Here is a 25,545-nt window from a genome sequence, read left to right as displayed (position 1 = left end):
CCGGCACCGGCCGGTCACCACCGCCACGCAAAGCACCCCCCAGACGTACGGAGCACACGATGACCGAACAGAACCCGAACACCCGTGCACTGGCCGAGGCCGGTGTGTCCATCTGGCTCGACGATCTGTCCCGTGAGCGGATCGCCACGGGCAACCTCGCCGAGCTGATGGAGACGCGGACCGTCACCGGCGTGACCACCAATCCCTCGATCTTCGCCGCGGCCCTGAAGAACGGGGAGGCCTACGCCGAACAGTTGGCGCAGTTGTCCGCCGAGGGCGCGGACCTGGACCAGGCCGTCTTCGAGCTCACCACTCGGGACGTCCAGGCCGCCTGTGACCTCTTCACGCCGGTCTACCAGGCGTCCGACGGGGTGGACGGCAGGGTGTCCATCGAGGTGGATCCCCGGTCTGCCCGGGACGCCGAGAAGACCGTCGCCGAAGCCGGCAAGCTGGCCCAGGCCGTGGACCGGCCCAACGTGCTGATCAAGATCCCCGCCACGGAAGAGGGTCTGCCGGCCATCACGGCGACCCTCGCCCAGGGACTGAGCGTCAACGTGACCCTGATCTTCTCGCTGACCCGCTACCGCGAGGTGCTCAACGCCTGGCTGCTGGGCCTGGAGCAGGCGCATGCCGCCGGGATCGACCTGTCCACCCTGCACTCCGTCGCGAGTTTCTTCGTCTCCCGCGTGGACTCCGAGGTGGACCGCCGCCTCGCCGAGTCCACGGCCGAGGGGACCGGCGAGCTCACGGGGCAGGCGGGCCTCGCCAATGCCCGACTCGCCTACCGCATCTTCACCGAGACCCTGGACACGGAGCGCTGGCGCGTCCTGGAGGCGGCCGGTGCCCGCCCGCAGCGTCCACTCTGGGCTTCCACGGGAACCAAGGACCCGGCGTTGCCGGACACGCTCTACGTGACCGGCCTGGTGGCGCCGGGAACGGTCAACACCATGCCGGAGAAGACGCTGGAGGCTCTGGCCGACCACGGCGAGGTCACCGGGGACACCATCACGGACTGCTACGAGGAAGCGGACCGCGTGCTGGACGCGATCGCCCATGCCGGCGTCGACTACAACGACGTGGTGGCCGTCCTCGAAGCGGAGGGCGTGGAGAAGTTCGTGACCAGCTGGAACGAACTGCTGGAGACCGTGCGCGCCGCGCTCAAGGACTCCGCAGCCCACTGACGGCCGCTGATCGCCGCTCGGTCACCGCTTGACCATTCCCTGAATCCCTCCCCGCACGAACCAGGAGACTGACATGAGTTCACTCGGATTGCAGGCCACCGGTGCCGCCCTAGCGGCGATCGACCGTCACGTCCCGGCCCTGGTGGACGACCGTGTCGCCAGTCGCCTGGACGGCAAGGACCACACCCTGTGGGGTCCGGCCACAGAGGAGGAGGCATCGCGGCGCCTCGGGTGGATGGACCTCTTCGAGGACTCGCGGGAGCTGGTGCCGCAGATCGAGGCCCTGCGCGCCGAGCTGGCGGCCGAGGACATCAGCAGGGTGGTCCTCGCCGGCATGGGCGGGTCCTCCCTGGCCCCCGAGGTGATCGCCGCCACCGTGGGATGTCCGCTCACCGTGCTCGACTCCACCGACCCCGAGATGGTGGGCAACGTCCTGGCGGCGGGGGTGGCACACACCGTCCTGGTGGTGTCCTCCAAATCCGGTTCCACGGTGGAGACCGACTCGCAGCGGCGAGTCTTCGAACAGGCCTTCAACGACGCCGGCCTCGACGCCGCGTCCCGGATCGTCGTGGTGACGGACCCGGGCTCCCCGCTCGAGCGGTCCGCCCGCGAAGCCGGCTACCGTCGGGTCTTCACGGCCGATCCCACCGTCGGCGGGCGTTACTCCGCCCTGACGGCGTTCGGCCTGGTGCCCACCGGTCTGGCCGGCGTGGACATCGCCGCTCTGCTCGACGAAGCCGAGGAGACCCGCGAGGTCCTCGCCACCGACGACCCTGGCAACCCTGGCCTCCAGCTCGGCGCCGCCATGGCTGGTACGGACCCGCTGCGCAACAAACTGATCTTCTCCGACGAGGACTCCGGACTGGTCGGCTTCGGCGGCTGGGCCGAGCAGCTCATCGCCGAGTCCACGGGCAAGGACGGCGCCGGTGTGCTGCCGGTGGTCGTGGACTCCGGGGACCCGGAGACCCTCTCCGCCGCCGACGACCTGCTGCAGATCCGCCTGGTGGCCGACCCCGAGGACCGGGAGGCGCCCGACGCGTCAGATGCCCTCGACAGCGTCTCACCCGTCCGGTCCGAGCACGCGGTGGAGGTCTTCGGCTCCCTCGGCGCGCAGCTGCTGCTGTGGGAGTTCGCCACGGCGGTGGCCGGCCGCATCCTCGGCATCAACCCCTTCGATCAGCCGGACGTCGAGGCGGCGAAGACTGCGGCCCGCGGCCTGCTGGATGCCACGCCCGCGGAAGAGCGCCCGGACACCGTGATCGGGACCGTCGAGGTCACCGGTCCCGCCGACGTCGTGAACGGCCCCGCCGGGAACCCGGATGACCTCGGGCAGGTGCTGGCCGCCGTCGCGCAGCTGGTGCCGGCCCACGGCTACCTGGCCGTCCACGCGTACCTGGACCGCGTGGGCTACCCGGAGCTGGAGGTCCTGCGCGCCGCCCTCGCGACGCTGTCCGGCCGCCCGGTCACCTTCGGCTGGGGCCCGCGGTTCCTGCACTCGACCGGCCAGTACCACAAGGGCGGCACGCCCGAGGGAGTCTTCCTGCAGGTCACGGCCGATTCAGACCTGGACCTGGACATCCCGGGCCGCCCCTTCACCTTCGGCCAGCTGCTGGCCGCCCAGGCCGCCGGGGACGCCTCCGTGCTGCGCGAGCACGGCCGGCCCGTGGTGCGGCTGCACCTGACCGAGCGCACAGACGGCATCGGCCAGCTCCTCCGGGCAGCGCACGGCACGCAGGGATCCGATGGTGCCTGAGCCGTTGACCGGAACGCGCCCGGCCAATCCCCTGCGCGACCCCCGGGACCGGCGGCTGACCCGGATCGCCGGACCCTCCGCCCTCGTCCTGTTCGGCGTCACCGGAGACCTGGCCCGCAAGAAGCTGTTGCCGGCGATCTACGACCTCGCCAACCGGGGGCTGCTCCCGCCCGGCTTCTCCCTGGTCGGCTTCGGCCGGCGCGACTGGAGCGACGAGGAGTTCACGGCGTACGTGCGCGCATCCGTGGAGTCCTCGGCCCGGACCGGCTGGAACGACACCGTCTGGAACCAGTTGCGCGGCGGCTTCCGCTTCGTCTCCGGCGGCTTCGACGACGCCGCGGCCTACGAGGACCTCCATGGGACGCTGGCCGACCTCGAGGTCTCCCGCGGCACCGCCGGCAACACCGTGTTCTACCTGTCCATCCCGCCGGACTGGTTCGAGGAGGTCAGCCAGCAGCTCGCCGACCACGGCCTGGCCGGCCGCCACCACGACGCCGGGACGCGGCCCTCCCCCGCCCAGGCCGGTTCCTCGGGGCGTCCGTGGCGCCGGGTCGTCATCGAGAAGCCCTTCGGCCACGATCTGGCCAGCGCCCGGGAGCTCAACGATGTGATCGAGCAGGTGTTCGTCCCGGATGCCGTCTTCCGGATCGACCACTACCTCGGCAAGGAGACCGTCCAGAACATCCTGGCGCTGCGCTTCGCCAACCGCCTGTTCGAGCCCGTGTGGAACTCCAACCATGTGGACCACGTGCAGATCACCATGGCCGAGGACATCGGCATCGGCGGCCGCGCCGGCTACTACGACGGGGTGGGCGCCGCCCGCGACGTCATCCAGAACCACCTGCTGCAGCTGCTGGCCCTGACCGCCATGGAGGAGCCCATCTCCTTTGACGCGGACCATCTGCGCACCGAGAAGGAGAAGGTCCTGGCGGCCGTCGAGGTCCCCATGGACGACGCCGGCCTGGGCGCCGCCTCCGCGCGCGGCCAGTACACCGGTGGCTGGCAGGGCGGGGAGAAGGTCACCGGCTTCCTCGAGGAGGAGGGCTTCAACCCGGAGTCCACCACCGAGACCTACGCCGCCCTGAAGCTGGGGATCCGCACCCGGCGCTGGGACGGGGTCCCGTTCTACCTGCGCGCCGGCAAGCGACTGGGCCGTCGGGTCACCGAGATCGCCGTGGTGCTCAAGCGTGCCCCGAACCTGCTGTTCCCCGGACACGGTGAGGACGAGTTCGGGCAGAACACGATCGTGATCCGGGTGCAGCCGGACGAGGGGGTCACGATCCGCTTCGCCTCCAAGGTCCCCGGGACCCAGCAGGAGGTCCGGGATGTGACCATGGACTTCGGCTACGGCCATGCCTTCACCGAGGACAGCCCGGAGGCCTACGAACGGCTGATCCTCGACGTTCTGCTCGGCGAGCCGCCGCTGTTCCCCCGCCAGGCCGAGGTGGAGCTGTCCTGGGCCATCCTCGACCCGTTCGAGGAGTACTGGGAGTCCCTGGCCGGCCAGCCGGAGCCCTATGCCCCCGGCAGCTGGGGACCGAAGACCGCCGACGAGCTCGTGGCCCGTGACGGCCGCGTCTGGAGGAGGCCCTGATGATCGTCGAGGTCCAGGACACCACCACATCCCAGGTCGCCAAGGAGATGAACCGCCTGCGCGAGGCCGGGGGCGTCGTCGCGCTCGGCCGGGTGCTGACGCTGATCATCTCCACCTCGCCGGACCATGCCGAGGAGGCCATCCTGGCCGCCAACCTGGCCAGCCGCGAGCACCCCTGCCGGATCATCGTGCTGGCTGCCGGGGATGCCGCAGCTCCCACCCGGCTGGATGCGGAGATCCGGGTGGGCGGTGACGCCGGGGCCTCCGACGTGGTCATCCTCCACGGCTCCGGCTCCAATGCGGAGGAGTCCGAGTCACTCATCGGCGCCCTGCTGCTGCCGGACGCCCCGATCGTGGTCTGGTGGCCCCACTCCGCCCCGGAGATCCCGGCCGACTCGGCCCTGGGGCGCATCGCGCACCGCCGCATCACGGACACGGCCACGGCGCCCTCGCCCCGGAGGGCATTGATGCACCTGCGCCAGACCTACCGGGGCGGGGACACCGACCTGTCCTGGACCCGGCTGACCGGATGGCGCATTCAGCTGGCCGCGATCCTGGACGGGCTGGACTCCGCCGAGATCCTCTCCGTCACCGTGGACGGGGCCGAGGACTCCCCCTCGACCATGCTGCTGGCCGCCTGGCTCACCCGCTGCCTCGGGGTCCCCGTCACCATGGCCCATTCCAAGGCGGGTCAGGGCATGCGCTCCGTCCGGCTGCGGCGCCAGCGGGGCGACGTGGTGTTGTCCCGGCCTGCCGGAGATGTGGCCTCCCTGTACCAGCAGGGCCGGCCGATCCAGCACATCTCCCTGCCACGGCGCAGCGACCAGGACTGCCTGGCAGAGGAGCTGCGCCGGCTGGACCCGGACGAGGTCTTCGGCGATGTGGTGGTCAACGGGCTGCCCCTGACCGATCTGAAAGCGGTGTTGCCCAGTGACCGATGAAACCCGCCTGTTCTCCGACCGCGAGTCGCTCTGCCGTGACGCAGCCGGGGAGTTGCTCCGCATCCTCGCCGACGCCGTCCGGGACCGGGGCGCGGCCTCGGCCGTGCTGACCGGGGGTGGGACCGGCACGGGGATCCTGTCGGCGCTCTCCGATCTGGTGTCAGCGGTACCCGGCGTCCCCGCGGATCTCCGCATCCCGGACTGGTCCCGGGTGCACCTGTGGTGGGGCGATGAGCGTTTCCTTCCGGCCGGGGACCAGGACCGCAATGAGCAGCAGGCCGAGGAGGCCCTCCTGCAGGACCTGGTCACCCAGCACGGGATGCCCGCCGCGAACATTCACCGGATGCCCGCTGCTGACAGCGCTGCAGCAGCGGGGACGGTGCCGCCGGAGACGCCAGTGCTGGAGTCGATCATGACGGCGGCGGAGGCCTATGCGTCCGAGCTCGCCGACCACGCGCGCGTGGACGGGGGGCCGGACGAGCGCCTGCCGGTCTTCGATGTGGTGATGCTGGGTGTGGGACCGGATGCCCATGTCGCCAGCCTGTTCCCGGGCCTGCCCGGCCCCCTGACCCGTGGAGCGACGGTCATTGCCGTGGTCGACTCCCCCAAGCCGCCGCCGTGGCGGCTCTCACTGACTGTGGAGGCCCTCCACACGGCGGAACGGCTCTGGTTCGTGGTGGCCGGTGCGGACAAGGCCGAGGCCGTCGCAGCGGTCCGGCAGGCCCGTGACGGCAAGACCACCGACGCGGCCCGCTGGCCGGCGTCGGTGGTCTCAGGTCGGGATGACACTGTCTGGTGGCTGGACGAGGCGGCAGCCGGTCAGGTCTGACCTGGTGGACTGGCTGCCGGACTGGGGTGGGCCGACAGCTCTGTGCCGCTGCCACTGCCGCCCGTCCAGGACGGGCTAGAAGTCCTGCGAGAACCGCATGATCAGGCCGAGGGCCACCACGATCGCACCCCAGGTCAGGCCCAGGGTGACGGTGATGCGGTTCAGGTTCTTCTCGGCCACGCCGGAAGCACCCAGTGAAGAGGTCACGCCGCCGCCGAACATATCGGACATACCGCCGCCGCGGCCCTTGTGCAGCAGGATCAGCAGGACCAGCAGGACACTGATGGCGGCCAGGGCGATCTGCAGGATGAGGGTCAGGACGTCCACGTCACTCTTTCCATTGGCGGGAGGCCGTCACCGGCCCGTTCGGGTTCTTCTGCGCCGTCCGACCGGAGCCGAACAGCCGGAATCAGTCAGTCAGCAGGTGATGCTCGAACCTGACTATGCTAGCAAACTCGGCCTCGTCCAGGCTGGCGCCACCCACGAGGAGGCCGTCCACGTCCTTCTCCCGCAGGATGGAGGCCGCATTCGAGGACTTGACGGATCCGCCATACAGCAGGCGGAGACCCTCGGCGGCTTCCTCACCATACCGGGAGGCGACGTCGGCGCGCAGGGCGGCACACATCTGCTGGGCGTCGTCCGGGCCGGCCACCTCGCCGGTGCCGATGGCCCACACGGGTTCGTACGCCACCACCAGGTCGGTGACCTGCTCGGTGGACAGGCCCTCGAGCGCTCCACGGAGCTGGGCCAGGGTGTGCTCCACGTGGCGGTCGGCCTGCCGGACGTCCAGGCCCTCGCCCACACACAGGACGGGCGCGAGGCCGTGCCGCAGTGCTGCGGTGAGCTTGCGGTTGGCCATGGCGTCGTCCTCGCCGTGCAGCGTGCGCCGCTCGGAGTGGCCGACCAGGACGTAGCGGCACCCTAGCTTGGACAGGAACTGTGCCGAGATCTCGCCGGTGAAGGCCCCGGAATCCTCCGCAGAGACGTCCTGAGCCCCGTATACCAGGGGCAGCCGGTCCCCCGCCACGAGGATCTGGACACTGCGCAGGTCCGTGAAGGGCGGGAACACCGCCACCTCGACCTTCTCGAAGTCGTGGTCCGCGTCCGTGAGGATCCAGGTCAGTTTCTGCACGAGGGTGACGGCCTGCTGGTGGTCCAGGTTCATCTTCCAGTTGCCCGCGATGAGCGGGGTGCGGTCATAGACGCCGTTGGTCTTCGAGGTCATGCTCAGGCACCTGCCTGTGCCGCGTCAGGACCTGCGCTGTGGTTCATGCCGTGGCCCGTGGCCGAGCGCTCCAGGGCGTCGATGCCCGGCAGGGACTTGCCCTCGAGGTACTCCAGGGAGGCACCGCCACCGGTGGAGATGTGGCCGAACTGCTCGTCATCGAAGCCCAGGGCCCGGACGGCGGCCGCCGAGTCACCGCCACCCACCACGGTCAGCCCGGTGGACTCGGTCAGGGACTGGGCCACCGTGCGGGTGCCATGGGCGAAGGCCTCGAACTCGAAGACACCCATCGGCCCGTTCCAGAACACGGTCTCGGCGCGGCGGATCTCCTCGCCGAACGCCACACGCGTCTCGGGGCCGATGTCCAGGCCCAGGGCAGAGGCGCCGTGCGCACCGGAGGTCAGGGCCTCCACGGGCAGGACCTCATGCTCGGCGTCGGCGGCGAAGGCCGAGGCCATGACGATGTCCGTGGGCAGGACGATCCGGCAGCCGCCCTTCTCGGCGCGCGCCAGGTATTCGGTGACGACGGGGATCTGGTCCTCCTCCAGCAGGGAGGCACCGACCTCGTGGCCCTGGGCCTTGAGGAAGGTGAACAGCATCCCGCCCCCGATCAGCAGGGTGTCCGCGCGGTCCATCAGGTTGTCGATCACCGCCAGCTTGTCCGAGACCTTGGAGCCTCCGAGGACCACCACGTAGGGGCGGTCCGGCTCTCCGGTCAGGCGGGACAGCACGTCCAGCTCACGGAACACGAGGCCACCCTGGTACGACGGCAGCAGGCCGGCGATGTCATACACCGAGGCGTGCCGTCGGTGCACGGCGCCGAAGGCGTCATCCACGTAGGCGCCCTGGGTCGCCTGAGCCGACTCGGACGAGCCGCTGCCATCGGTCAGGGCCGCCATCTCCGCGGCCAGCGCGGCACGCTCGGCCTCGTCCTTGGAGGTCTCGCGCGGATCGAACCGCACGTTCTCGAGGAGGAGGATGCCTCCGTCGGGCAGGTTCGCCGACTCCTCACGGGCCGAGGCGCCCGTGACGTCCGCGGCCAGGCGCACCTCACGACCGGCCAGCTCGGCCATCCGCTCGGCCGCGGGCCGGAGCGAGAAGGCCGGGTCCGCCGTGCCCTTCGGGCGCCCGAGGTGGGCCATGACGACCACGCGTGCGCCGGCGTCGGCCAGCGCGGTGATGACCGGCAGCGAGGCACGGATGCGGCCGTCGTCAGCCACGGCGCCATCCTCCAGCGGGACGTTGAGGTCGGAGCGGACGAGGACGTGGCGTCCAGCCACTCCTGCCTCCAGCAGGTCGTCAAGGGTCTTGGCGGTCATGCACAGGGCCTTCCGGGACGGTGGAACTTGGGTGGGCGGGGTTCGAACCCGGACTACAGCTTAGAGGCGACCATGGAGGTCAGGTCCATCAACTGGCAGGTGTACCCCCACTCATTGTCATACCAGCCGATGATCTTGACGGTCTTGCCGATCGACTTGGTCAAGGGGGCGTCGAAGGTGCAGGCCGCCGGCGAGGTGATGATGTCCGAGGAGGTGATCGGGTCCACGTTGTAGACCAGGCGGCCCTGCAACTCCGGGGTCTGTGCTGCGGCCTGGAAGGCGGCGTTGACCTCGTCGATCGAGGCCTCCCTCTCCAGTTCGACGGTGAGGTCCGTGGCGGAGCCGGTGATCGTGGGCACCCGCATGGCGAAACCGTCCAGCTTGCCCTTCAGCGAGGGGATCACCTCGCCGATGGCCTTGGCGGCGCCGGTGGAGGTGGGGACCATGTTCTGGGCGGCGGCCCGGGCGCGGCGGCGGTCCTTGGGGTGCGGCCCATCATGCAGGTTCTGGTCACCGGTGTAGGCGTGGATGGTGGTCATGATGCCGTCCACGATCCCGAAGGAGTCGTGTAGGACCTTGGCCATGGGGGCCAGGCAGTTCGTGGTGCAGGAGGCGGCCGAGATGATCTCCATGGCCGGGTCGTAGGTGGAGTCGTTGACGCCCATCACGAAGGTGCCGTCCACGCCCTTGCCGGGGGCCGAGAGCACGACCTTGCGGGCGCCGGCCTCCAGGTGCTTGCGGGCGTCCTCGGCCCGGGTGAAGTGACCGGTGCACTCGACGACGATGTCCACGCCGAGCTCGTCCCAGGGCAGCTTCGACGGGTCCTTCTCGGAGAAGACGCGGATGGTCCTGCCATTGGCGACCAGGTTGCCGTCCACGAGCTCGATCCCGTGCGGGTAGCGCCCCAGGATCGTGTCGTACTTCACGAGGTACATCAGGTCCTCGACGTCCGCGAGGTCGTTCACGGCCACCAGCTCGAGATCGTGGCCCTCCTGCTCGATGACACGCAGTGCGTTGCGGCCGATGCGGCCGAATCCGTTGATGGCGATCCTGGTTGCAGTACTCACGGTGGTGCCTTTCGGTCGGACGGAGAGGAACGAGAAGTGTGGTCTGAAGACACGAAGCGGGCCGGCCGACCACAGTGGCCGGCCGGCCCGTCAACGGGTCACCTGGTTCAGGGGGTGATGAGCTTGGAGGCGCCGGCGCGGGCGGCCTCGAAGCGGGCCGAGACGTCCGCCCAGTTCACGATGTTCCAGATGGCCTTGACGTAGTCCGCCTTGACGTTCTGGTAGTCGAGGTAGAAGGCGTGCTCCCACATGTCCAGCTGGAACAGCGGGATGGTGGCCACGGGGACGCCGTTCTGCTGATCGTAGAACTGCTCGATGACCAAGTTGCCGCCGATCGGCTCGTAGGCGAGCACGGCCCAGCCGGAGCCCTGGATGCCCAGCGCGGCGGCGGTGAAGTGGGCCTGGAACTTGTCGAAGGAGCCGAAGAACTCGTCGATCGCCGCGGCCAGTTCGCCCTCGGGCTTGTCCCCGCCGTTCGGGGACAGGTTCTTCCAGAAGATGGAGTGGTTGGTGTGCCCACCCAGGTTGAACGCCAGGTCCTTGGAGAACTGGTTGACGGTGGCGAAATCGCCGCTCTCGCGGGCGGCGGCCAGCTTCTCGAGGGCGGTGTTGGCACCCTTCACATAGGTGGCGTGGTGTTTGGAGTGGTGCAGCTCCATGATCTTCGCCGAGATGTGGGGCTCCAGCGCGCTGTAGTCATAATCAAGTTCCGGCAGGGTGAATTCAGCCATGTTTCCTCCTTGATGGACATGTATCCAGGGTCCGGGGTGCCGGGCCCTGGTGTCTGGCCCCCGTCAGGAGACCTTGCTTCCCATCCTAAGCACCCCTGTGGGGGCGTTGGCCACCGGTTCCGCTCAGAGCCGGAATGTTCAGCCGCCGGAAAGTTGCCGGCCAGGTACCGGCCAGCTGCGGTGTGGTCATCACAGCACCCCCGCAGAGCGTGATTCAGGAGTCGTCAGGCGTCATGTTCCGACGTGTCCGACGGCAGGGCGGCGTCGGTCCCGGGCAGGCCCTCCTCGATGGCCCGCTTGTCCGCCATGGCGAGCAGTCGGCGAATCCGGCCAGCGATGGCGTCCTTGGTCATGGGCGGATCGGCCAGCCGTCCGAGTTCGTCCAGGGACGCCTGCTTGTGGTCCACGCGCAGCTGCCCGGCGTACTTGAGGTGGTCCGGGACCTCGTCGCCGAGGATGTCCAGAGCCCGTTCGACCCGTGCCCCGGCGGCGACGGCGGCCTGGGCCGAACGCCGCAGGTTCGCGTCATCGAAGTTGGCCAGCCGGTTGGCGGTGGCGCGGACCTCCTTGCGGGTGCGGCGCTCCTCCCACACCAGCACGGTGTCGTGCGCCCCCATTCGGGTCAGCAGGGCCGAGATGGCGTCTCCGTCACGGATGACCACGCGGTCCACGCCGCGCACCTCGCGGGCCTTGGCGGCGATGCCGAGCCGGCGGGCGGCCCCCACCAGTGCCAGGGCGGCCTCGGAGCCGGGGCACGTGACCTCCAGGGAGGATGACCGGCCCGGTTCGGTGAGGGACCCGTGCGCCAGGAAGGCTCCGCGCCACACGGCCTCGGCGTCGGCGACGGAACCGTTGACGATCATGGGGGGCAGACCACGCACGGGGCGGCCGCGGACGTCCAGCAGGCCGGTCTGGCGGGCGAGGGATTCGCCATCACGGATCACCCGGATGACGTAGCGGCTGCCCTTGCGCAGATTGCCGCCGGACACGACGATGATCTCGCTGCCGTGGCCGTAGACCTCGGCGATGGCGGTCCGGAGTCGGCGGGCGGTGGCGGCCTGGTCCAGCTCGGCCTCGATGACGATCCGGCCGGAGATGATGTGCAGTCCCCCGGCGAAGCGCAGCATGGCCGAGACCTCGGCCTTCCGTTCGGAAGAGCTCTTGATCCCGTGATGGGCCAATTCCTCTTTCACCGCCGCAGTCAACGCCATGGCGTCTCGCCTCACATCTCTCGCTTGTACTGGTGGAGCCGCCATACCGGTGGGCGTGACGGACGACGATGACCGTATCAGGAGCCCTTGAAGGCCTCCTGAAAGGCCAAAGCCAGACGCAGTGGGTCATGGATCGGGGTCCCCGAACCGGCACCAACCCTACTAAACAGGACCGCGGCCCCCAGACGCTCAGCCGCATCCACGAAGCCCTGGGCGTCCTGGACCGCGTCCTGGTCTGCTATGACGACGTCCAACCGCAGATCGGGCGCGTAGTGGTGGATGACCTCCAGGTGGTCCGCCGCGTTCATGCCGGAGGTTTCCGCGGTGTCCGTGGTGAGATTCATCACGAGCGCCTTCCGGGCCGGAGTGCGGACCAGGGCGTCACGCAGCTCGGGTAGCAGCAGGTGCGGCAGGACGGAGGTGTACCAGGAACCGGGCCCGAGGACGATCCAGTCGGAGAGCTCGATGGCCTCCATGGACTCCTCACAGGCGGGGGCATTCTCCGGTTCGAGCCGGATGTGGGAGACCCTGGTGTTCTTCCCGGCGGCCGCCAGCGAGGACTGGCCCGTCACGGTCCGCCGGACCAGCTCGCCCTTCTCGTTCTCGGACAGCACGGCACCGGAGATCGCCAGCGGCACGGTGGACATGGGCAGCACCTGACCGCGGGCACCCAACAGGGCCCCGGCCCAGCGCAGTCCGCCCACCGGGTCACCGAGCAGCTCCCACAGGGCCACGATCAACAGGTTGCCCAGGGAGTGGTTGTCCAGCGTGGCCTCGGTGCCCTCCTTGGAGGTGAACCGGTGCTGCATGACATCGCGCCAGGTCCGCCCCCAGTCCGTGTCATCACACAGGGCGGCCAGGGCCATCCGCAGGTCACCAGGCGGCAGCACGTCCATCTCCCGGCGGATGCGGCCCGAGGATCCCCCGTCGTCGGCCACCGTCACCACGGCCGTGATCTCCCCGGCGATGAGCCGCAGGGCCCGCAGCGTGGCCGACAGCCCATGGCCGCCGCCGAGCGCGGTGACGCGCAGGGTCGGATCGTACGTCCCGGCCGGCTGGCCCGGCGCCGGAACGGAACTGGGCGCCAGGGGCAACTGGCCCGTGAAATGGCTGCTCATGCCCGGCATCCCCGCCATCCCACTCATTCCCGGCCCAGGTCCCGGTGGTGCACGTTGACCGTGACCCGCGGTTGCTGGCTCAGCCGGTGGCCCAGCTCCTCGGCCACGGCCACCGAGCGGTGCTTGCCACCCGTACAGCCGATGGCGAAGGTGGCATAGTGCTTGTTCTCCCGGCGGTAGCCGTCCAGGACGGGCACCAGCGCCTCGAGGTAGTGATCCACGAACTCACTGGCGCCCTGCTGCTGCAGCACGAAATCCGAGACCGCGGTGTCCCGGCCCGTGAAGGGACGCAGCTCGGGGACCCAGTGCGGGTTCGGCAGGAACCGGACATCGGCCATGAAATTCGCGTCCTGCGGGAGCCCGTACTTGAAGCCGAAGCTCATGACGTTCAGACGCAGCACAATGGGGCCGGACTCGGTGAACAGCTCCGTGATGGTGGTGGCCAGCGAGTGCACGTTCTTCGTGCTGGTGTCCACCACGATCTCGGCCTCTTCCTTCAGCTCCCGCAGAAGCAGGCGTTCGACGGCGATCCCGTCCGGGATGCGGCCGGAACCCTGCAGGGGGTGCGGGCGGCGGGCCGATTCGAAACGGCGCACCAGCAACTCGTCACTGGCATCCAGGAAGAGCACCCGGTAGTCCACGCCCTGGGCACGTAACTGGCCCAGGGCCTCCTGGATGTCCTTGAAGAGCTCCTTGGACCGCACGTCCACCACGAGGGCCAGCCGCGGGATCGCCTCCGGGGAACGGCCCACGAGGTCCGTCAGGGTGATGAAGAGCTGTGGCGGGATGTTCTCCACCACGTACCAGCCGTGGTCTTCCAGCGCGTGGGCGGCGGTGGTCCGTCCCGCTCCCGACATGCCGGTGACGATGAGGACTTCAGAGGTGGGTGGTTTCACCGGGGTCAGGCCGTCGCTCATGCGTCCAGACTACCCAGTCCAGTCCACCCCTCTCATTCCAGGATCTCCCCGGTGGTCAGGTTCACGCCGTGCGTCACCCGGTCCGCCGAGGCCATCTCGGCAGGCTCGGCAGTCCCAGCGGCCTCCGCGGCTTCAGCGGACTCGCTTTCGGGCGCCGAGATCTCGGGGTGGAGAGCCGCGTGGACGGTGGCCGCCAGGGCCGGGCCGATGCCCCGGGCCTCCTGCAGCTGATCCACGCTGGCGGCACGGATGCGTTTGACCGAACCGAAGTGCTTGAGCAGGACCTTCTGCTTGGCCGGGCCCAGACCCTCGATGCCGTCCAGGGCAGAGGAGACCATGGACTTACCACGCTTCTCCCGATGGAAGGTGATGGCGAAGCGGTGGGACTCGTCGCGGATCCGCTGCAGCATGTAGAGCCCTTGGGAGGCGCGCGGGAGCACGAGGGGGAATTCCTCGCCCGGCAGCCACAGCTCCTCGAGCCGCTTGGCGAGGCCGACCACGGGCAGGTCGGTGATCCCCAGGTCCGCCAGGGCCTGGACGGCCGAGGCCACCTGTGGGGGGCCGCCGTCGACCACCACGAGGGAGGGCGGGTAGGCGAAACGGCGCGAGGACGGACCGTCCGCGGGTGCCCCGGCCGGGCCCTCTGCCGCTCCGCCGGGACCCGTCTGACCAGCCGGATCCGCCGGATCCGTCTCGAGAGCGATCTCCCCGGTGGCGAACGTGCCACTGCGCTCCTGGTCCTCCAGGTAGTGGCGGAACCGGCGGGTGAGGACGTTGCGCATGGCGGCCGTGTCATCCCGGGCGGCATCCCCCGTCACACTGAACTTGCGGTAGTCGGCCTTCTTCGGCATCCCGTCCTCCACCACCACCATGGAGCCGACCACGTTGGTCCCGGATACGTGGGAGATGTCATAGCACTCGATCCGCAGCAGCGGCTCGGGCAGTTCGAGGGCGTCCTGGAGCTCGCGCAGTGCGGCGGAGCGAGTCGTCAGGTCTCCGGAGCGGCGCGTCTTATGCATCCGCAGCGCGAGCACGGCGTTCTCCTTGACGGTCTCCATCAGGGACCTCTTGTCACCGCGCTGCGGCACCCGCAGGCTGACCTGGGCGCCCCGCATGCCGGACAGCAGGGCGGCCACCTGGTCGGCGTTCTCCGGCAGCTCGGGCACGAGGACCTCGCGCGGGATGCGGCTGGTGTCCTCGAGCGAGCCGTAGACCTGCTCCAGCAGCTGCTCCACCATGGTGGCACCCGAGACGTCCTCGACCTTCTCGACCACCCAGCCGCGCTGACCGCGGATGCGCCCGTCCCGGACGTGGAACACCTGGACGGCGGCCTCGAGCTCGTCGTCGGCGAAGGCGAAGATGTCTGCCTCCGTGGATTCCGAGAGGACCACGGCGTTGCGCTCGAACACCCGCTTCAAGGCCGCGATGTCGTCCCGGCGACGCGCGGCGTCCTCGTAGCGCAGGTCCGCCACGGCCTCCTTCATCTGGGCTTCAAGGCGGCGGATGTACTTCTGGGCGTCCCCGGCCATGAAGTCGCAGAAGTCCTGCGCGAGCTGCCGGTGCCCCGCCTGGCTGATCCGGTCCACGCACGGGGCGGCGCACTTGTCGATGTAGCCCATCAGACAGGGCCGGCCCGTGAGCTCGGCCCGCCGGAAGACGCCAGAGGAACAGGTCCGGACCGGGAAGACCCGGAGCATCAGGTCCACGGTCTCACGGATGGCCTTGGCCGGGTGGAAGGGTCCGAAGTACTTCACGCCCTTGCGCTTGTCCCCGCGCATGACCTGCACCCGCGGGTACTTCTCGTTCATCGTCACGGCGAGGTACGGGTAGGACTTGTCATCCCGGTACATGATGTTGAACCGCGGTGTGTACTGCTTGATCCAGGTGTACTCGAGCTGCAGGGCCTCCAGCTCCGAGCCGACCACGGTCCACTCCACCGAGGCGGCGGTGAACACCATCGCCCGGGTCTTGGGATGCAACCCGTTGGGGTCCTGGAAGTAGGAGGCGAGTCGCGACCGCAGGTTCTTGGCCTTGCCCACGTAGATGACGCGCCCGTCCGGGTCGCGGAACCGGTACACCCCCGGCGAGGTGGGCACCTCGCCGGTCCTCGGGCGGTAGCTGGCCGGATCAGCCATGGTGCATCAGTCCTGGGCGGGCGTCGGGCTCTGTCCGGCTTGACTGCCGGAGGTGTTGCCCGAGACCGGTTCGTTGTAGGTGGCCGCGCGTTCCTGGCCCGAGAGGGCCGCGATGGCGTCCATGATCTCCGCCGTCGCCTGCCGCCGGGGCGGCAACGGGTGCTTGGTGCCGAGATGCTCGAATTGCAGCGGCTGGCCGACGGTCAGGGAGAAACGGTGCGGCGTGAACCGGTTCGAACCGGGAGGTTGGAGGCGGTCGGTCCCCCGCAGACCGACCGGCACCACCGGCACCCCCGTGGCCAGTGCCAGCCAGCCGACGCCGGTGCGGCCCTTGTAGAGGCGGCCATCCCGACTGCGGGTGCCCTCGGGGTAGATGCCGACGCCCGAGCCGGCCTCCACGTGGTCCACGAGTAACTCCAGGGCTGCCACGGATGCGGCCATCTCACCGCGTTCGACGGGAATCGAGCCCACGGAGTCGAAGAAGCCCTTCATCACCGTGCCCCGGATGCCGGGCTGGGTGAAGTACTCGGCCTTGGCGAAGAAGTGCACCATGCGCGGCATGACTGCCTGCAGGATCACGGAGTCGAAGAAGGACAAGTGATTGCTGGCCACGATGAACCCGCCGGACTCCGGCACGTTCTCCAGGCCGGTGATGGTCGGCCGGCAGGTGACCTTGACCAGGGCACGGATCCCCGTGCGCACGGCTTCATTGGTCGCCATGGCCGTCCTCTCCAGTGGAATCGACAGAGCTGAGTGTCCCGGAGGCTCCCGCGGACCGGGTCCATCATAGTGCCCGGGTCAGGTCCGGGCCGCGGTCAGCAGTGCTCGGCAATGCGCGGGCAGGTCCCCCGCGTCCTCACACAGGACCGTGGCCCCGGCTCCCTCCAGCTCGTGCCGGCTGCCGAAGCCCCAGAGCACACCGATCCCCGGGATCCCGTGGTGGGTGGCCCCGGCCAGGTCGAAGTGCCGGTCCCCCACCATCACGGCCCGCTCCGGGTGCCCGACGGCGGCCAACGCCTCGTCCATCGCCTGCACCTTCGTGCCGTGCGGCGGCAGCGGTGCGGTCTCGTCGTCGTTCGAGCCGCAGACCGCCGCGAAGAGGTGATCGAGGCCCTGGACGCGCAGCAGCTGGCGCGCGAGCGAGCGGGGCTTGGAGGTGGCGACCACCAGCCGATGGTCTGCCCGAAGGTCCTCGAGGGCGTCACGGACACCGGGGTAGACGGTGCTGGCCGCCATCCCGTGGCTCAGGTATCCGGCCCGGTAGTCCCGGATCACCGAGGGCATGTTCTCCGCCGTGACTCCCTCGAGGGAGGCCAGGCTCTCCTGCAACGGCGGTCCCACGAGGGACGCCAACCGGTCCGGGCCGGGCACGGGCAGTCCGTGGCGCTCCAGGGCGGTGGCGATGCCCCCGGTGATGGCCCCCGCGGGATCCACCAGGGTCCCGTCCAGGTCGAACAGGATCGCGCTGACGGGCGCCGTCACAGGATCCCCGCGAGGAACTGGCCGGTGTGGCTGGCCGCATTCCGAGCGACCTGCTCCGGGGTGCCGGTGGCGACGATGCCGCCGCCGCCGGACCCTCCCTCCGGGCCGAGGTCGATCACATGGTCAGCCGATTTGATGACGTCCAGGTTGTGCTCGATCGTGATCACCGTGTTGCCCTTCTCCACGAGGGACTGCAGCACACCCAGCAGTTTACGGATGTCTTCGAAGTGCAGGCCGGTGGTGGGCTCGTCCAGCACGTAGATGGTCCGGCCGTTCGAGCGCTTCTGGAGCTCCGCCGCAAGCTTGACGCGCTGTGCCTCGCCGCCGGAGAGCGTGGTGGCGGGCTGGCCCAGTTTGACGTACCCGAGCCCGACGTCCACCAGGGTGTTGAGGTAGCGCGAGATCTTCGTGTAGGCGGAGAAGAAGTCCGCCGCCTCGTCGATCGGCATCTGGAGCACCTCGGCGATGTTCTTGCCCTTGTAGTGCACTTCGAGGGTCTCCCGGTTGTACCGGGCGCCGTGGCAGACCTCGCAGGGGACGTAGACGTCCGGCAGGAAGTTCATCTCGATCTTCAGGGTGCCGTCACCGGAGCATGCCTCGCAGCGACCGCCCTTGATGTTGAAGGAGAAGCGTCCGGGCTGGTAGCCACGGACCTTGGCCTCCTGGGTGTCCGCGAAGAGCTTCCGGATGGTGTCGAACACGCCGGTGTACGTGGCGGGGTTGGAGCGCGGAGTGCGGCCGATCGGACTCTGGTCCACGTGCACGACCTTGTCCAGCTGGTCCAGCCCGTTGACCCGTTTGTGCCGGCCCGGGACGTGCTTGGCGTGGTTAAGCTGGTTGGCGAGGACCTTGTACAGGATCTCGTTCACGAGCGTGGACTTCCCGGACCCGGACACGCCGGTCACGGCGGTCAGCACACCGAGAGGGAAGTCGATGGTGACGTCCTTCAGGTTGTTCTCCCGGGCCCCGACCACGGTGATCTTCCGATTCTTGTCCAGGGGACGGCGCTGCTCCGGCAGGGCGATCTCGCGCCGCCCGGCCAGGTAGTCACCGGTCAGCGATCGTTCGTTCGCCTTCAGGCCCTCGAGGGAGCCGGAGTGGACCACCTCGCCGCCGTGCTCACCGGCCCGGGGGCCGATGTCCACGATCCAGTCGGCCTCCGCGATCGTGTCCTCGTCATGCTCCACCACGATCAGGGTGTTGCCGAGGTCCCGGAGCCGCAGCAGTGTCTCGATCAGCCGCCGGTTGTCCCGCTGGTGCAGGCCGATGGACGGCTCGTCCAGGACGTAGAGCACCCCGACGAGCCCAGAACCGATCTGGGTGGCCAGGCGGATGCGCTGGGCCTCGCCGCCGGACAGCGTTCCGGCCGGCCGCTCCAGGTTCAGATAGTTGAGGCCCACGTCCAGCATGAAGTGCAGGCGCGCCAGGATCTCCTTGAGGACCTGGTCCGCGATCTGCACGTCCCGCTCGGACAGCTCGAGCTGCTCGAAGAAGTCGATGGCGTCCTGCATCGGCAGGACCGTGGTCTCGGAGATGGACTTCCCGCCGACGGTCACGGACAGTGAGGTCGGGTTCAGGCGGGTGCCGTTGCACGCCGCACAGGGGATCTCCCGCATGTAGGACTCGTAGCGGTCCCGGGCATGGTCCGACTCGGTCTCGAGGTGTTTACGGTGGATGTAGTCGATGACCCCCTCGAAGCCGGTGGTGTACCGGCGTTCGCGGCCGAAGCGGTTCCGGTAGGACACCTCGACCTTGAAGTCCTTGCCGTGCAGGACGGCCTTGCGGGCAGCGGCCGGCAGGTCCTTCCAGGGCACGTCCATGCTGAAGCCGACCTCGCTGGCCAGGCCGGAGAGCAGCCGCTGCCAGTACTCAGACGTCGACTTGCCGATCGACCAGGGGGCGATGGCCCCCTCCAGGAGAGTCTTGTCCTGGTCCGGGACCACGAGGTCCTCGTCCACCTCCAGTTTGGTGCCGATACCGGTGCAGACCGTGCACGCGCCGAAGGGATTGTTGAAGGAGAAGGAGCGGGGCTCGATCTCGTCGATGGTCAGCTGGTGGCCGTTGGGGCAGGACAGCTTCTCCGAGAACGAGCGGAACTTGGGCGTTCCCTCCGCATCGAAGGCGTCCCACTCGCCCGCATTGGCCTTGGCCGGGTCCACGGCGGCGTCCACGTCCACGAAGTCGATGACCACGAGGCCGTCGGCCAGGTTCAGGGCGGTCTCCACCGAATCGGTGAGTCGCTGGCGGATGCCGTCCTTCATGGCCAGACGGTCCACCACCACGGCGATGGTGTGCTTGATCTGCTTCTTCAGCTTCGGCGGGTCGGACAGCTGGATGAGTTCACCGTCCACGATCGCCCGGGAGAAGCCCTGTGTGGCGAGGTTGGTGAAGACGTCCACGAATTCGCCCTTGCGGCCCCGGGCCACGGGGGCGAGCACCTGAAAGCGGGTCTTGGCGGGCAGCTCGCTGAGCTGGTCCACGATCTGTTGTGGCGACTGCCGGCTGGCCGGCTCGCCGCACTCGGGGCAGTGTGGGATGCCGATACGTGCCCACAGCAGGCGCATGTAGTCGTAGACCTCGGTGATGGTCCCGACCGTGGAGCGCGGGTTGCGGTTCGTGGACTTCTGGTCGATCGAGACCGCCGGGGACAGACCTTCGATGAAGTCCACGGAGGGCTTGTCCACTCGACCGAGGAACATGCGCGCATAGGAGGACAGCGATTCCACGTAGCGGCGCTGGCCCTCCGCGAAGATCGTGTCGAAGGCGAGGGAGGACTTGCCCGAGCCGGAGAGCCCGGTGAAGACGACCAGCGCATCGCGCGGGATGTCCAGGTCCACGTTCTTCAGGTTGTGCTCGCGGGCACCCTTGACCACGATCCGATCGGGATCATGGCGGTGCGCCCCACTTGCGGGGCCGGAGGCGAGACCACGGGAGTTGCGGGACGTGGAGGACGCGGACGTGGCGGGAACCGTATCGGAGTCGGGAGTCGTGAGGGATTTCGGCACGGAATCCACTGTATGGCAGAGATGCTTCGAACACCTCTTCGAACCGTCGGCCCTGAGCGAATTCTCCGTCAGGAGGCCGGGAAGACGGCCTCGAGTTGCCGCGTCGCCTCACGCGGACCATACCCGAGGGCACGCGCGACCTGGGCATAGGTGACCGCCGCGGCGGCGAGTTGGGACTCCGCCGTGTCATTTCCCTGCGCCACCACGGTCCCCAGCCGTGGCCGGGCGGTCACGACGGCGGCCTGTTCCAGCTCTTTGTACGCGCGGGCCACGGTGTTCGCGGCCACGCCCAGGGCCGAGGCCAGTGCGCGCACCGTGGGCAGCTTGCTGCCGACCGGAAGCCTCTTGCGGTGGATGAGGTCGAGCAGTCCGGTCCGCACCTGCTCGTAGGGGGGAACGGTCGAGCCGGTATTGATGGACAGGGCGCTGACCAACCACGCGGGGACCGGAGTGGCGGGGGACTTCGCCGGCGGTGTGCCCGCCGATGGATCCTCAGGTTGCGCCGGATCCTTCGGTTGGCCTGATGTGCCCCGTGCCGCCATGTGTCCCCGTGTCCCTACCCGGTCCGTGTCTGGTCCGTGCCCTGTCCCGTGTCTGTGTGTCCAGACACCCTATCGGAGCGCGGAGCGCCGGGGGGCGCCGGGATGGGGCCGATCCGCGCCCAGGCCCGAGGCGGTCCGGAGGGGACGGAGCGGCGGCGATCGAGACTTGACCCCCGATATGGGCTTGCCCCGGTGGCGGTCAACGTCCTTAGACTATTGCTCATGCCTTCATCCACCTCCCCCATCCGGTTGCTGCACGATCTGCCCCGGGTGACGGTCCGCCAGCGGTCGGTCTCCGACATGGCGAACAACGTGTACGTCCTCACCTCGAAGACGTCCGGGACCCAGGTGCTGATCGATGCTGCGGACGACGCCGTCGCCGTCAGTGAGCTGCTGCAGTCGGCGAAGGACGACACCCCTTGCGAGCTCAAGCTGGCCGTGATCATCACGACCCACCAGCACTGGGACCATATCCGGGCCCTGGCCGAGGTCGTGGAGGCCACGGGGGTTCCGACCGCGGCCGGCGTGGACGATGCCGACGCCATCGAGCGGGAGACCGGCGTGCGCGCGAAGGTCCTGCTGAACCACGGCGATACGGCGACGTTCGACGGGATCTCGATGGCCGTCGTCGGGCTCCGTGGGCACACCCCGGGCTCGGTGGCGCTGGTCTACGAGCCAGAGGACGGGCCGCCGCTCTGCTTCTCGGGCGACAGCCTGTTCCCCGGGGGCGTGGGCAACACGCAGCAGGACGCGGACCGCTTCGACTCGCTGTTCACGGACGTGGTGGAGCGGTTGTTCGAGCAGTATCCGGATGACATGATCGTCCACCCCGGCCACGGAGACGCGACCACTCTCGGCACGGAACGCCCCCACCTCGGGGACTGGCGCGAACGCGGCTGGTAGGCCCGAGACGGCGGTGACCTCACGTCACCGCCCCGGAGTCCAGCTCAGATACTGGGCGAGAGGTCGTTCTTCACACCCACGATGAAGATGCGGCGGAACGGGTAGTCCGTCAGCCGCACGCCCTCGGGCGTGGTGTAGGTCGGGTAGGACTCGCGCATGATCCGCCGGTACTCCTCGATGTACCGCTCCTGGAGATTGGTGCCATCACGCCGGTCGGCGGCCTCCAGCCGCTGCAACGAGGGTCGCAGGGCGGCGCCGCGGACCCAGTCGTACACCGGATCGGGTCCACTGAGGGGCTGACTGTAGGTGGTCTCCCAGATGTCCGCCTCGAAGCCCGCTTCGATCAGGGTCTCCAGGTACTCGTCCGTGGTGTAGACCGATTCCCGTTCCACCACGCCTTCCAGGGCGACCTCGAACTCGGGGCGGCGGGACATCTCCGCGATGGTCGCATGCGAGGGGGCAGCGAAATTGCCGGGGACCTGCACGGCGAACCAGGCTCCGGGCTTCAGGGCCTCGAGCCACCCGCGCACCAGCTGCCGATGATCCGGGATCCACTGCAGCATGGCATTGGACACGATCACGTCCACCTCGGCGTCCGGCGCCCAGCGCTCGGCATCCACCTCGGCGAACTCCAGGTTGCCGGGTGCTCCCGACTCCGCGGCCATCTGCTGGGCGGAGGCCACCATGTCCGCTGAGGAGTCCAGACCGACCACGTGGGCGCCCGGCCAGCGCTCGGCCAGGGTCCGCGTCATATTGCCCGGGCCACAGCCCAGGTCCACCACGACCTTCGGGTCCGTGGCCCGGACCCGCGCCGTGAGGTCACGGAACGGCCGGGCCCGGCGGTCGGCGAAGACGGTGTACTGCTGGGGATCCCAGGTGAAGTCCTGCATGCTTCCACGCTAGCGCGTCCCCGGCGAGACGTAAGCTGGACGTAATGTTGCTCTCCGACTTGATTCCCTCCCCCGCCGGCGGTCTCGCGACCGCGCCGGAACGCCTCTCCCCCGATGCCGTGTACGAGGGCTTCCTCGAGTGGTCCCGGTCCCGGGACATCGCCCTGTATCCCGCGCAGGACGAGGCCGTCATGGAACTCGTGCAGGGCAATAACGTCATCCTGTCCACCCCCACCGGCTCCGGTAAGTCCATGGTCGCCATCGCCGCCCACTTCCAGGCCCTGGCCACCGGCCAGCGGACCTACTACACGGCCCCGATCAAGGCCCTGGTCTCGGAGAAGTTCTTCGCCCTGGTGGAGATCTTCGGCGCAGACCATGTCGGCATGGTGACCGGCGACTCCTCCGTGAACGGAGACGCCCCGATCATCTGCTGCACGGCCGAGATCCTCGCGAACCATGCCCTGCGGGAGGGGTCCGGCCTGGACGTGGGACCGGTGGTCATGGACGAGTTCCACTTCTACGCGGACCCCCAGCGCGGTTGGGCGTGGCAGGTGCCCCTGCTGGAGCTGCCCCAGGCGCAGTTCCTGCTGATGAGCGCCACGCTCGGGGAAACCGCCCGGTTCGAGGAGGACCTGACCGCACGGACGGGACGGACCACCACCACCGTCGCGCACGCGGAGCGGCCCATCCCCCTGACCTATGAATGGTCTGAGGAGCAGGTGCAGGACAAGGTCGCCGAGTTGGTGGAGACCCGTCAGGCACCGGTGTACGTGGTCCACTTCTCGCAGCTGGACGCCGTCGAGCGGGCCCAGTCCCTGTCCTCCGTGTCCGTGGCGACTCGCGAGGAGAAGGACGCCATCGCGGAGCGGATCGCAGGCTTCAGATTCTCCGCCGGATTCGGCAAGACCCTCAACCGACTGGTCCGGGCCGGCATCGGGGTACACCATGCCGGGATGCTGCCCAAGTACCGCCGGCTCGTGGAACGCCTGGCCCAGGAGGGGCTCCTGAAGGTCATCTGCGGCACGGACACCCTCGGCGTCGGTATCAACGTGCCGATCCGCACCGTGCTCATCACGGCCCTCAGCAAGTACGACGGCCAGCGCACCCGCATCCTGCACGCCCGGGAATTCCACCAGATCGCCGGCCGGGCCGGCCGCGCCGGCTACGACACCTCGGGACTCGTGGTGGTGCAGGCGCCCGAGCACGTCATCGAGAACGCCAAGGCCCAGCAGAAGGCGGCCGCGAAGTTCGCGAACATCAAGGACGAGGCCGAGCGCAGCAAGCGCATGAAGCAGTCCACGAAGTCCTCCCCGAAGAAGACGCCGCCGAAGGGCTTCGTCTCCTGGGGCAAGGCCACCTTCGAGAAGCTCATCTCAGCCGAGCCCGAGGCCATGAGCAGCCAGATGCGCATCAGCCACTCGATGCTGCTGAACATTCTCGACCGGCCGGGCGACCCGGTCATCGCGGTCCGCCGGATGTTGCGGAACAGCCACGAGACCCCGGCCAAACAGGCCGCCCACATGCGCCGCTCCTTGGGCATCTTCCGCGAGCTGCTGGCCACCGGCGTGGTGGAGAAGTTGCCCGAGCCGGATGCCGAGGGCCGCACCGTGGACCTCACCGTGGATCTGCAGCCGAACTTCGCTCTCAACCAGCCCCTCTCCCCCTTCGCCCTGGCCGCCTTCGACCTCCTCGATCAGGCCGACCCGGGCTACGCCCTGGACATGGTCTCCATCGTGGAGGCAACCCTCGAGCCTCCCCGGCAGGTGCTCTCGGCCCAGGTCAAGAAAGCACGCGGTGAGGCCGTGGCGGCCATGAAGGCCGAGGGCATGGACTACACGGACCGCATGAACGCCCTCGACGAGGTCACGTACCCGATGCCGCTGGCCGAACTGCTCGAGCAGCAGTTCGAGCTGTACAGCGCCTCCGCCCCCTGGCTCCATGACTTCGAGCTGACCCCGAAGTCCGTGGTCCGGGACATGTACGAACGCGCCATGGGCTTCGGTGACTACGTGAACTTCTACGGGCTGTCCCGCTCCGAGGGGGTGCTGCTGCGCTACCTGACCGATGCCGTCAAGGCGCTCAAGCAGACCATCCCGCAGGACGATCGGGACGAGGAACTCGACATCCTGGTGGCCTGGCTGGACGAGATCGTCAAGCAGACCGACTCCTCACTCATCGAGGAGTGGGAGGACCTGCTGGCCGGGGACATCGAGGAGCTGAAGAAGGACCACGAGCAGTTGGCCCCGCCGGCGCCCCCACGGCTCACCGCCAACAAGCCGGTCTTCACCGTGATGGTCCGCAACGCCCTGTTCCGCCGGGTGCGGCTGTTCGGCGATGAGCAGGACGGTGCCCTCGCCGAGCTCGGCAAGGACGCCGGTGACTCGTTCTCCGCCGACGACTGGGCGTATGCACTGGACGGCTACTTCGGGGACTACGAGGACATCGACGACGGCCCCGCCGCCCGCGGACCCCAGTACTTCCGCGTGGACACCACGCCTCAGCCAGGGCCCGACGGCGGCGCCCCGGCCGGCGTCTCCGGCTCCCGTTGGTGGACGGTCCGGCAGGTCCTCGTCGACCCGGAGGGCCACCTGGACTGGGGCATCAACGCCCTCGTCGACCTGGACGCCTCGGACGAGGCCGCCCACCCCGTGGTGCACGTGGTGTCCGTGGGTGCCCCGGAGCCCGGCTGGACAGTGTGACCC

At 69.1% G+C, this 25,545-nt stretch carries 21 protein-coding genes; 7 read left to right on the top strand and 14 right to left on the bottom strand.

Going from position 1 to position 25,545, the window contains the following annotated elements:
- Positions 1-59 precede the first annotated feature (59 nt).
- The 5 genes from tal (at position 60) to pgl (ending at position 6,298) form a co-directional block, all read left to right on the top strand.
- Entirely contained in the window at positions 60-1,181 is a 1,122-nt protein-coding gene (tal, locus tag BOSE125_RS06070; RefSeq protein ID WP_159550940.1) for a transaldolase, read from the top strand.
- Positions 1,182-1,254: 73 nt separating this feature from the next.
- A complete protein-coding gene (locus tag BOSE125_RS06065) occupies positions 1,255-2,934 on the top strand; it encodes a glucose-6-phosphate isomerase (RefSeq protein ID WP_159550938.1) in 1,680 nt (559 codons plus the stop codon).
- Positions 2,924-4,528, top strand: coding sequence for a glucose-6-phosphate dehydrogenase (gene zwf / locus BOSE125_RS06060; RefSeq protein WP_159550936.1), 1,605 nt, complete (start codon positions 2,924-2,926; stop codon positions 4,526-4,528). Before BOSE125_RS06065 ends, zwf begins: the two co-directional genes overlap by 11 nt.
- A complete protein-coding gene (locus BOSE125_RS06055) occupies positions 4,528-5,469 on the top strand; it encodes a glucose-6-phosphate dehydrogenase assembly protein OpcA (RefSeq protein ID WP_159550934.1) in 942 nt (313 codons plus the stop codon). Before zwf ends, BOSE125_RS06055 begins: the two co-directional genes overlap by 1 nt.
- Positions 5,459-6,298 carry a 6-phosphogluconolactonase gene (gene pgl / locus BOSE125_RS06050; protein ID WP_159550932.1) on the top strand — a complete coding sequence of 280 codons (840 nt, stop codon included), beginning with the start codon at positions 5,459-5,461 and terminating at the stop codon, positions 6,296-6,298. The genes BOSE125_RS06055 and pgl overlap by 11 nt, the downstream gene beginning before the upstream one ends.
- 75 nt (positions 6,299-6,373) lie before the next feature.
- Here the strand turns inward: pgl and secG are convergent, their stop codons facing one another.
- The 13 genes from secG to BOSE125_RS05985 all read right to left on the bottom strand — a co-directional run bounded on the left by secG (position 6,374) and on the right by BOSE125_RS05985 (position 21,050).
- Positions 6,374-6,625, bottom strand: coding sequence for a preprotein translocase subunit SecG (gene secG, locus BOSE125_RS06045; RefSeq protein ID WP_115931235.1), 252 nt, complete (start codon positions 6,623-6,625; stop codon positions 6,374-6,376).
- An 82-nt stretch (positions 6,626-6,707) separates the two neighbouring features.
- Entirely contained in the window at positions 6,708-7,523 is an 816-nt protein-coding gene (gene tpiA / locus BOSE125_RS06040) for a triose-phosphate isomerase (RefSeq protein ID WP_159550930.1), read from the bottom strand.
- A 2-nt stretch (positions 7,524-7,525) separates the two neighbouring features.
- On the bottom strand, positions 7,526-8,842 hold the full coding sequence (gene pgk / locus BOSE125_RS06035) for a phosphoglycerate kinase (RefSeq protein WP_159550928.1): 1,317 nt from the start codon (positions 8,840-8,842) through the stop codon (positions 7,526-7,528).
- A gap of 53 nt (positions 8,843-8,895) precedes the next feature.
- On the bottom strand, positions 8,896-9,909 hold the full coding sequence (gap, locus tag BOSE125_RS06030; RefSeq protein ID WP_159550926.1) for a type I glyceraldehyde-3-phosphate dehydrogenase: 1,014 nt from the start codon (positions 9,907-9,909) through the stop codon (positions 8,896-8,898).
- Positions 9,910-10,016: 107 nt separating this feature from the next.
- Complete coding sequence (locus BOSE125_RS06025) at positions 10,017-10,640, bottom strand: superoxide dismutase (protein WP_159550924.1); 624 nt, start codon at positions 10,638-10,640, stop codon at positions 10,017-10,019.
- 224 nt (positions 10,641-10,864) lie between these two features.
- Entirely contained in the window at positions 10,865-11,851 is a 987-nt protein-coding gene (gene whiA, locus BOSE125_RS06020; protein WP_159550922.1) for a DNA-binding protein WhiA, read from the bottom strand.
- A gap of 77 nt (positions 11,852-11,928) precedes the next feature.
- Positions 11,929-12,969: a uridine diphosphate-N-acetylglucosamine-binding protein YvcK gene (gene yvcK, locus BOSE125_RS06015; RefSeq protein WP_159550920.1), complete on the bottom strand. Its 1,041-nt coding sequence runs from the start codon at positions 12,967-12,969 to the stop codon at positions 11,929-11,931.
- Positions 12,970-12,992: 23 nt separating this feature from the next.
- Positions 12,993-13,886 (bottom strand): RNase adapter RapZ, encoded by an 894-nt coding sequence (rapZ, locus tag BOSE125_RS06010; protein WP_159550918.1) that lies wholly within the window; start codon positions 13,884-13,886, stop codon positions 12,993-12,995.
- Between the two features lie 32 nt (positions 13,887-13,918).
- On the bottom strand, positions 13,919-16,021 hold the full coding sequence (gene uvrC / locus BOSE125_RS06005) for an excinuclease ABC subunit UvrC (RefSeq protein ID WP_159550916.1): 2,103 nt from the start codon (positions 16,019-16,021) through the stop codon (positions 13,919-13,921).
- A 6-nt stretch (positions 16,022-16,027) separates the two neighbouring features.
- Positions 16,028-16,741: a 1-acyl-sn-glycerol-3-phosphate acyltransferase gene (locus tag BOSE125_RS06000; protein ID WP_159550914.1), complete on the bottom strand. Its 714-nt coding sequence runs from the start codon at positions 16,739-16,741 to the stop codon at positions 16,028-16,030.
- A 78-nt stretch (positions 16,742-16,819) separates the two neighbouring features.
- On the bottom strand, positions 16,820-17,503 hold the full coding sequence (locus tag BOSE125_RS05995; protein WP_159550912.1) for an HAD hydrolase-like protein: 684 nt from the start codon (positions 17,501-17,503) through the stop codon (positions 16,820-16,822).
- Positions 17,500-20,379 (bottom strand): excinuclease ABC subunit UvrA, encoded by a 2,880-nt coding sequence (gene uvrA / locus BOSE125_RS05990; protein ID WP_236558146.1) that lies wholly within the window; start codon positions 20,377-20,379, stop codon positions 17,500-17,502. Before uvrA ends, BOSE125_RS05995 begins: the two co-directional genes overlap by 4 nt.
- A gap of 197 nt (positions 20,380-20,576) precedes the next feature.
- The gene (locus tag BOSE125_RS05985; RefSeq protein ID WP_159550908.1) at positions 20,577-21,050 is read right to left on the bottom strand and encodes a GntR family transcriptional regulator; all 474 of its coding nucleotides are present in this window, start codon (positions 21,048-21,050) and stop codon (positions 20,577-20,579) included.
- Between the two features lie 222 nt (positions 21,051-21,272).
- Between BOSE125_RS05985 and BOSE125_RS05980 the strand changes: the two genes are divergently transcribed.
- A complete protein-coding gene (locus BOSE125_RS05980) occupies positions 21,273-21,953 on the top strand; it encodes an MBL fold metallo-hydrolase (RefSeq protein WP_159550906.1) in 681 nt (226 codons plus the stop codon).
- Between the two features lie 44 nt (positions 21,954-21,997).
- On the opposite strand, the gene BOSE125_RS05975 is transcribed toward BOSE125_RS05980, so the two are convergent.
- Positions 21,998-22,843 (bottom strand): methyltransferase domain-containing protein, encoded by an 846-nt coding sequence (locus BOSE125_RS05975; RefSeq protein ID WP_159550904.1) that lies wholly within the window; start codon positions 22,841-22,843, stop codon positions 21,998-22,000.
- Positions 22,844-22,887: 44 nt separating this feature from the next.
- Here BOSE125_RS05975 and BOSE125_RS05970 point away from each other — a divergent pair, with 44 nt between their 5' ends.
- On the top strand, positions 22,888-25,542 hold the full coding sequence (locus BOSE125_RS05970) for an RNA helicase (protein ID WP_159550902.1): 2,655 nt from the start codon (positions 22,888-22,890) through the stop codon (positions 25,540-25,542).
- The last annotated feature ends 3 nt before the right edge of the window (positions 25,543-25,545 follow it).

The organism is Citricoccus sp. K5, from assembly GCF_902506195.1.
In the GTDB taxonomy this organism is placed as follows: domain Bacteria; phylum Actinomycetota; class Actinomycetes; order Actinomycetales; family Micrococcaceae; genus Citricoccus.
Note: the sequence above shows the minus strand (reverse complement) of the source record. Positions and strands in the feature narration are given on the sequence as shown.

Bases quoted from the DNA above. Each gene is read 5' to 3' on its own strand.
- whiA (WP_159550922.1), bottom strand. From the start codon at position 11,851: ATGGCGTTGACTGCGGCGGTGAAAGAGGAATTGGCCCATCACGGGATC.
- uvrC (WP_159550916.1), bottom strand. From the start codon at position 16,021: ATGGCTGATCCGGCCAGCTACCGCCCGAGGACCGGCGAGGTGCCCACC.
- BOSE125_RS05980 (WP_159550906.1), top strand. From the start codon at position 21,273: ATGCCTTCATCCACCTCCCCCATCCGGTTGCTGCACGATCTGCCCCGG.
- BOSE125_RS06025 (WP_159550924.1), bottom strand. From the start codon at position 10,640: ATGGCTGAATTCACCCTGCCGGAACTTGATTATGACTACAGCGCGCTG.
- tpiA (WP_159550930.1), bottom strand. From the start codon at position 7,523: ATGACCTCGAAGACCAACGGCGTCTATGACCGCACCCCGCTCATCGCG.
- BOSE125_RS05970 (WP_159550902.1), top strand. From the start codon at position 22,888: ATGTTGCTCTCCGACTTGATTCCCTCCCCCGCCGGCGGTCTCGCGACC.
- tal (WP_159550940.1), top strand. From the start codon at position 60: ATGACCGAACAGAACCCGAACACCCGTGCACTGGCCGAGGCCGGTGTG.
- yvcK (WP_159550920.1), bottom strand. From the start codon at position 12,969: ATGAGCAGCCATTTCACGGGCCAGTTGCCCCTGGCGCCCAGTTCCGTT.
- BOSE125_RS05975 (WP_159550904.1), bottom strand. From the start codon at position 22,843: ATGCAGGACTTCACCTGGGATCCCCAGCAGTACACCGTCTTCGCCGAC.
- zwf (WP_159550936.1), top strand. From the start codon at position 2,924: ATGGTGCCTGAGCCGTTGACCGGAACGCGCCCGGCCAATCCCCTGCGC.
- BOSE125_RS06065 (WP_159550938.1), top strand. From the start codon at position 1,255: ATGAGTTCACTCGGATTGCAGGCCACCGGTGCCGCCCTAGCGGCGATC.
- pgk (WP_159550928.1), bottom strand. From the start codon at position 8,842: ATGACCGCCAAGACCCTTGACGACCTGCTGGAGGCAGGAGTGGCTGGA.
- rapZ (WP_159550918.1), bottom strand. From the start codon at position 13,886: ATGAGCGACGGCCTGACCCCGGTGAAACCACCCACCTCTGAAGTCCTC.
- BOSE125_RS06000 (WP_159550914.1), bottom strand. From the start codon at position 16,741: ATGGCGACCAATGAAGCCGTGCGCACGGGGATCCGTGCCCTGGTCAAG.
- BOSE125_RS05985 (WP_159550908.1), bottom strand. From the start codon at position 21,050: ATGGCGGCACGGGGCACATCAGGCCAACCGAAGGATCCGGCGCAACCT.
- BOSE125_RS06055 (WP_159550934.1), top strand. From the start codon at position 4,528: ATGATCGTCGAGGTCCAGGACACCACCACATCCCAGGTCGCCAAGGAG.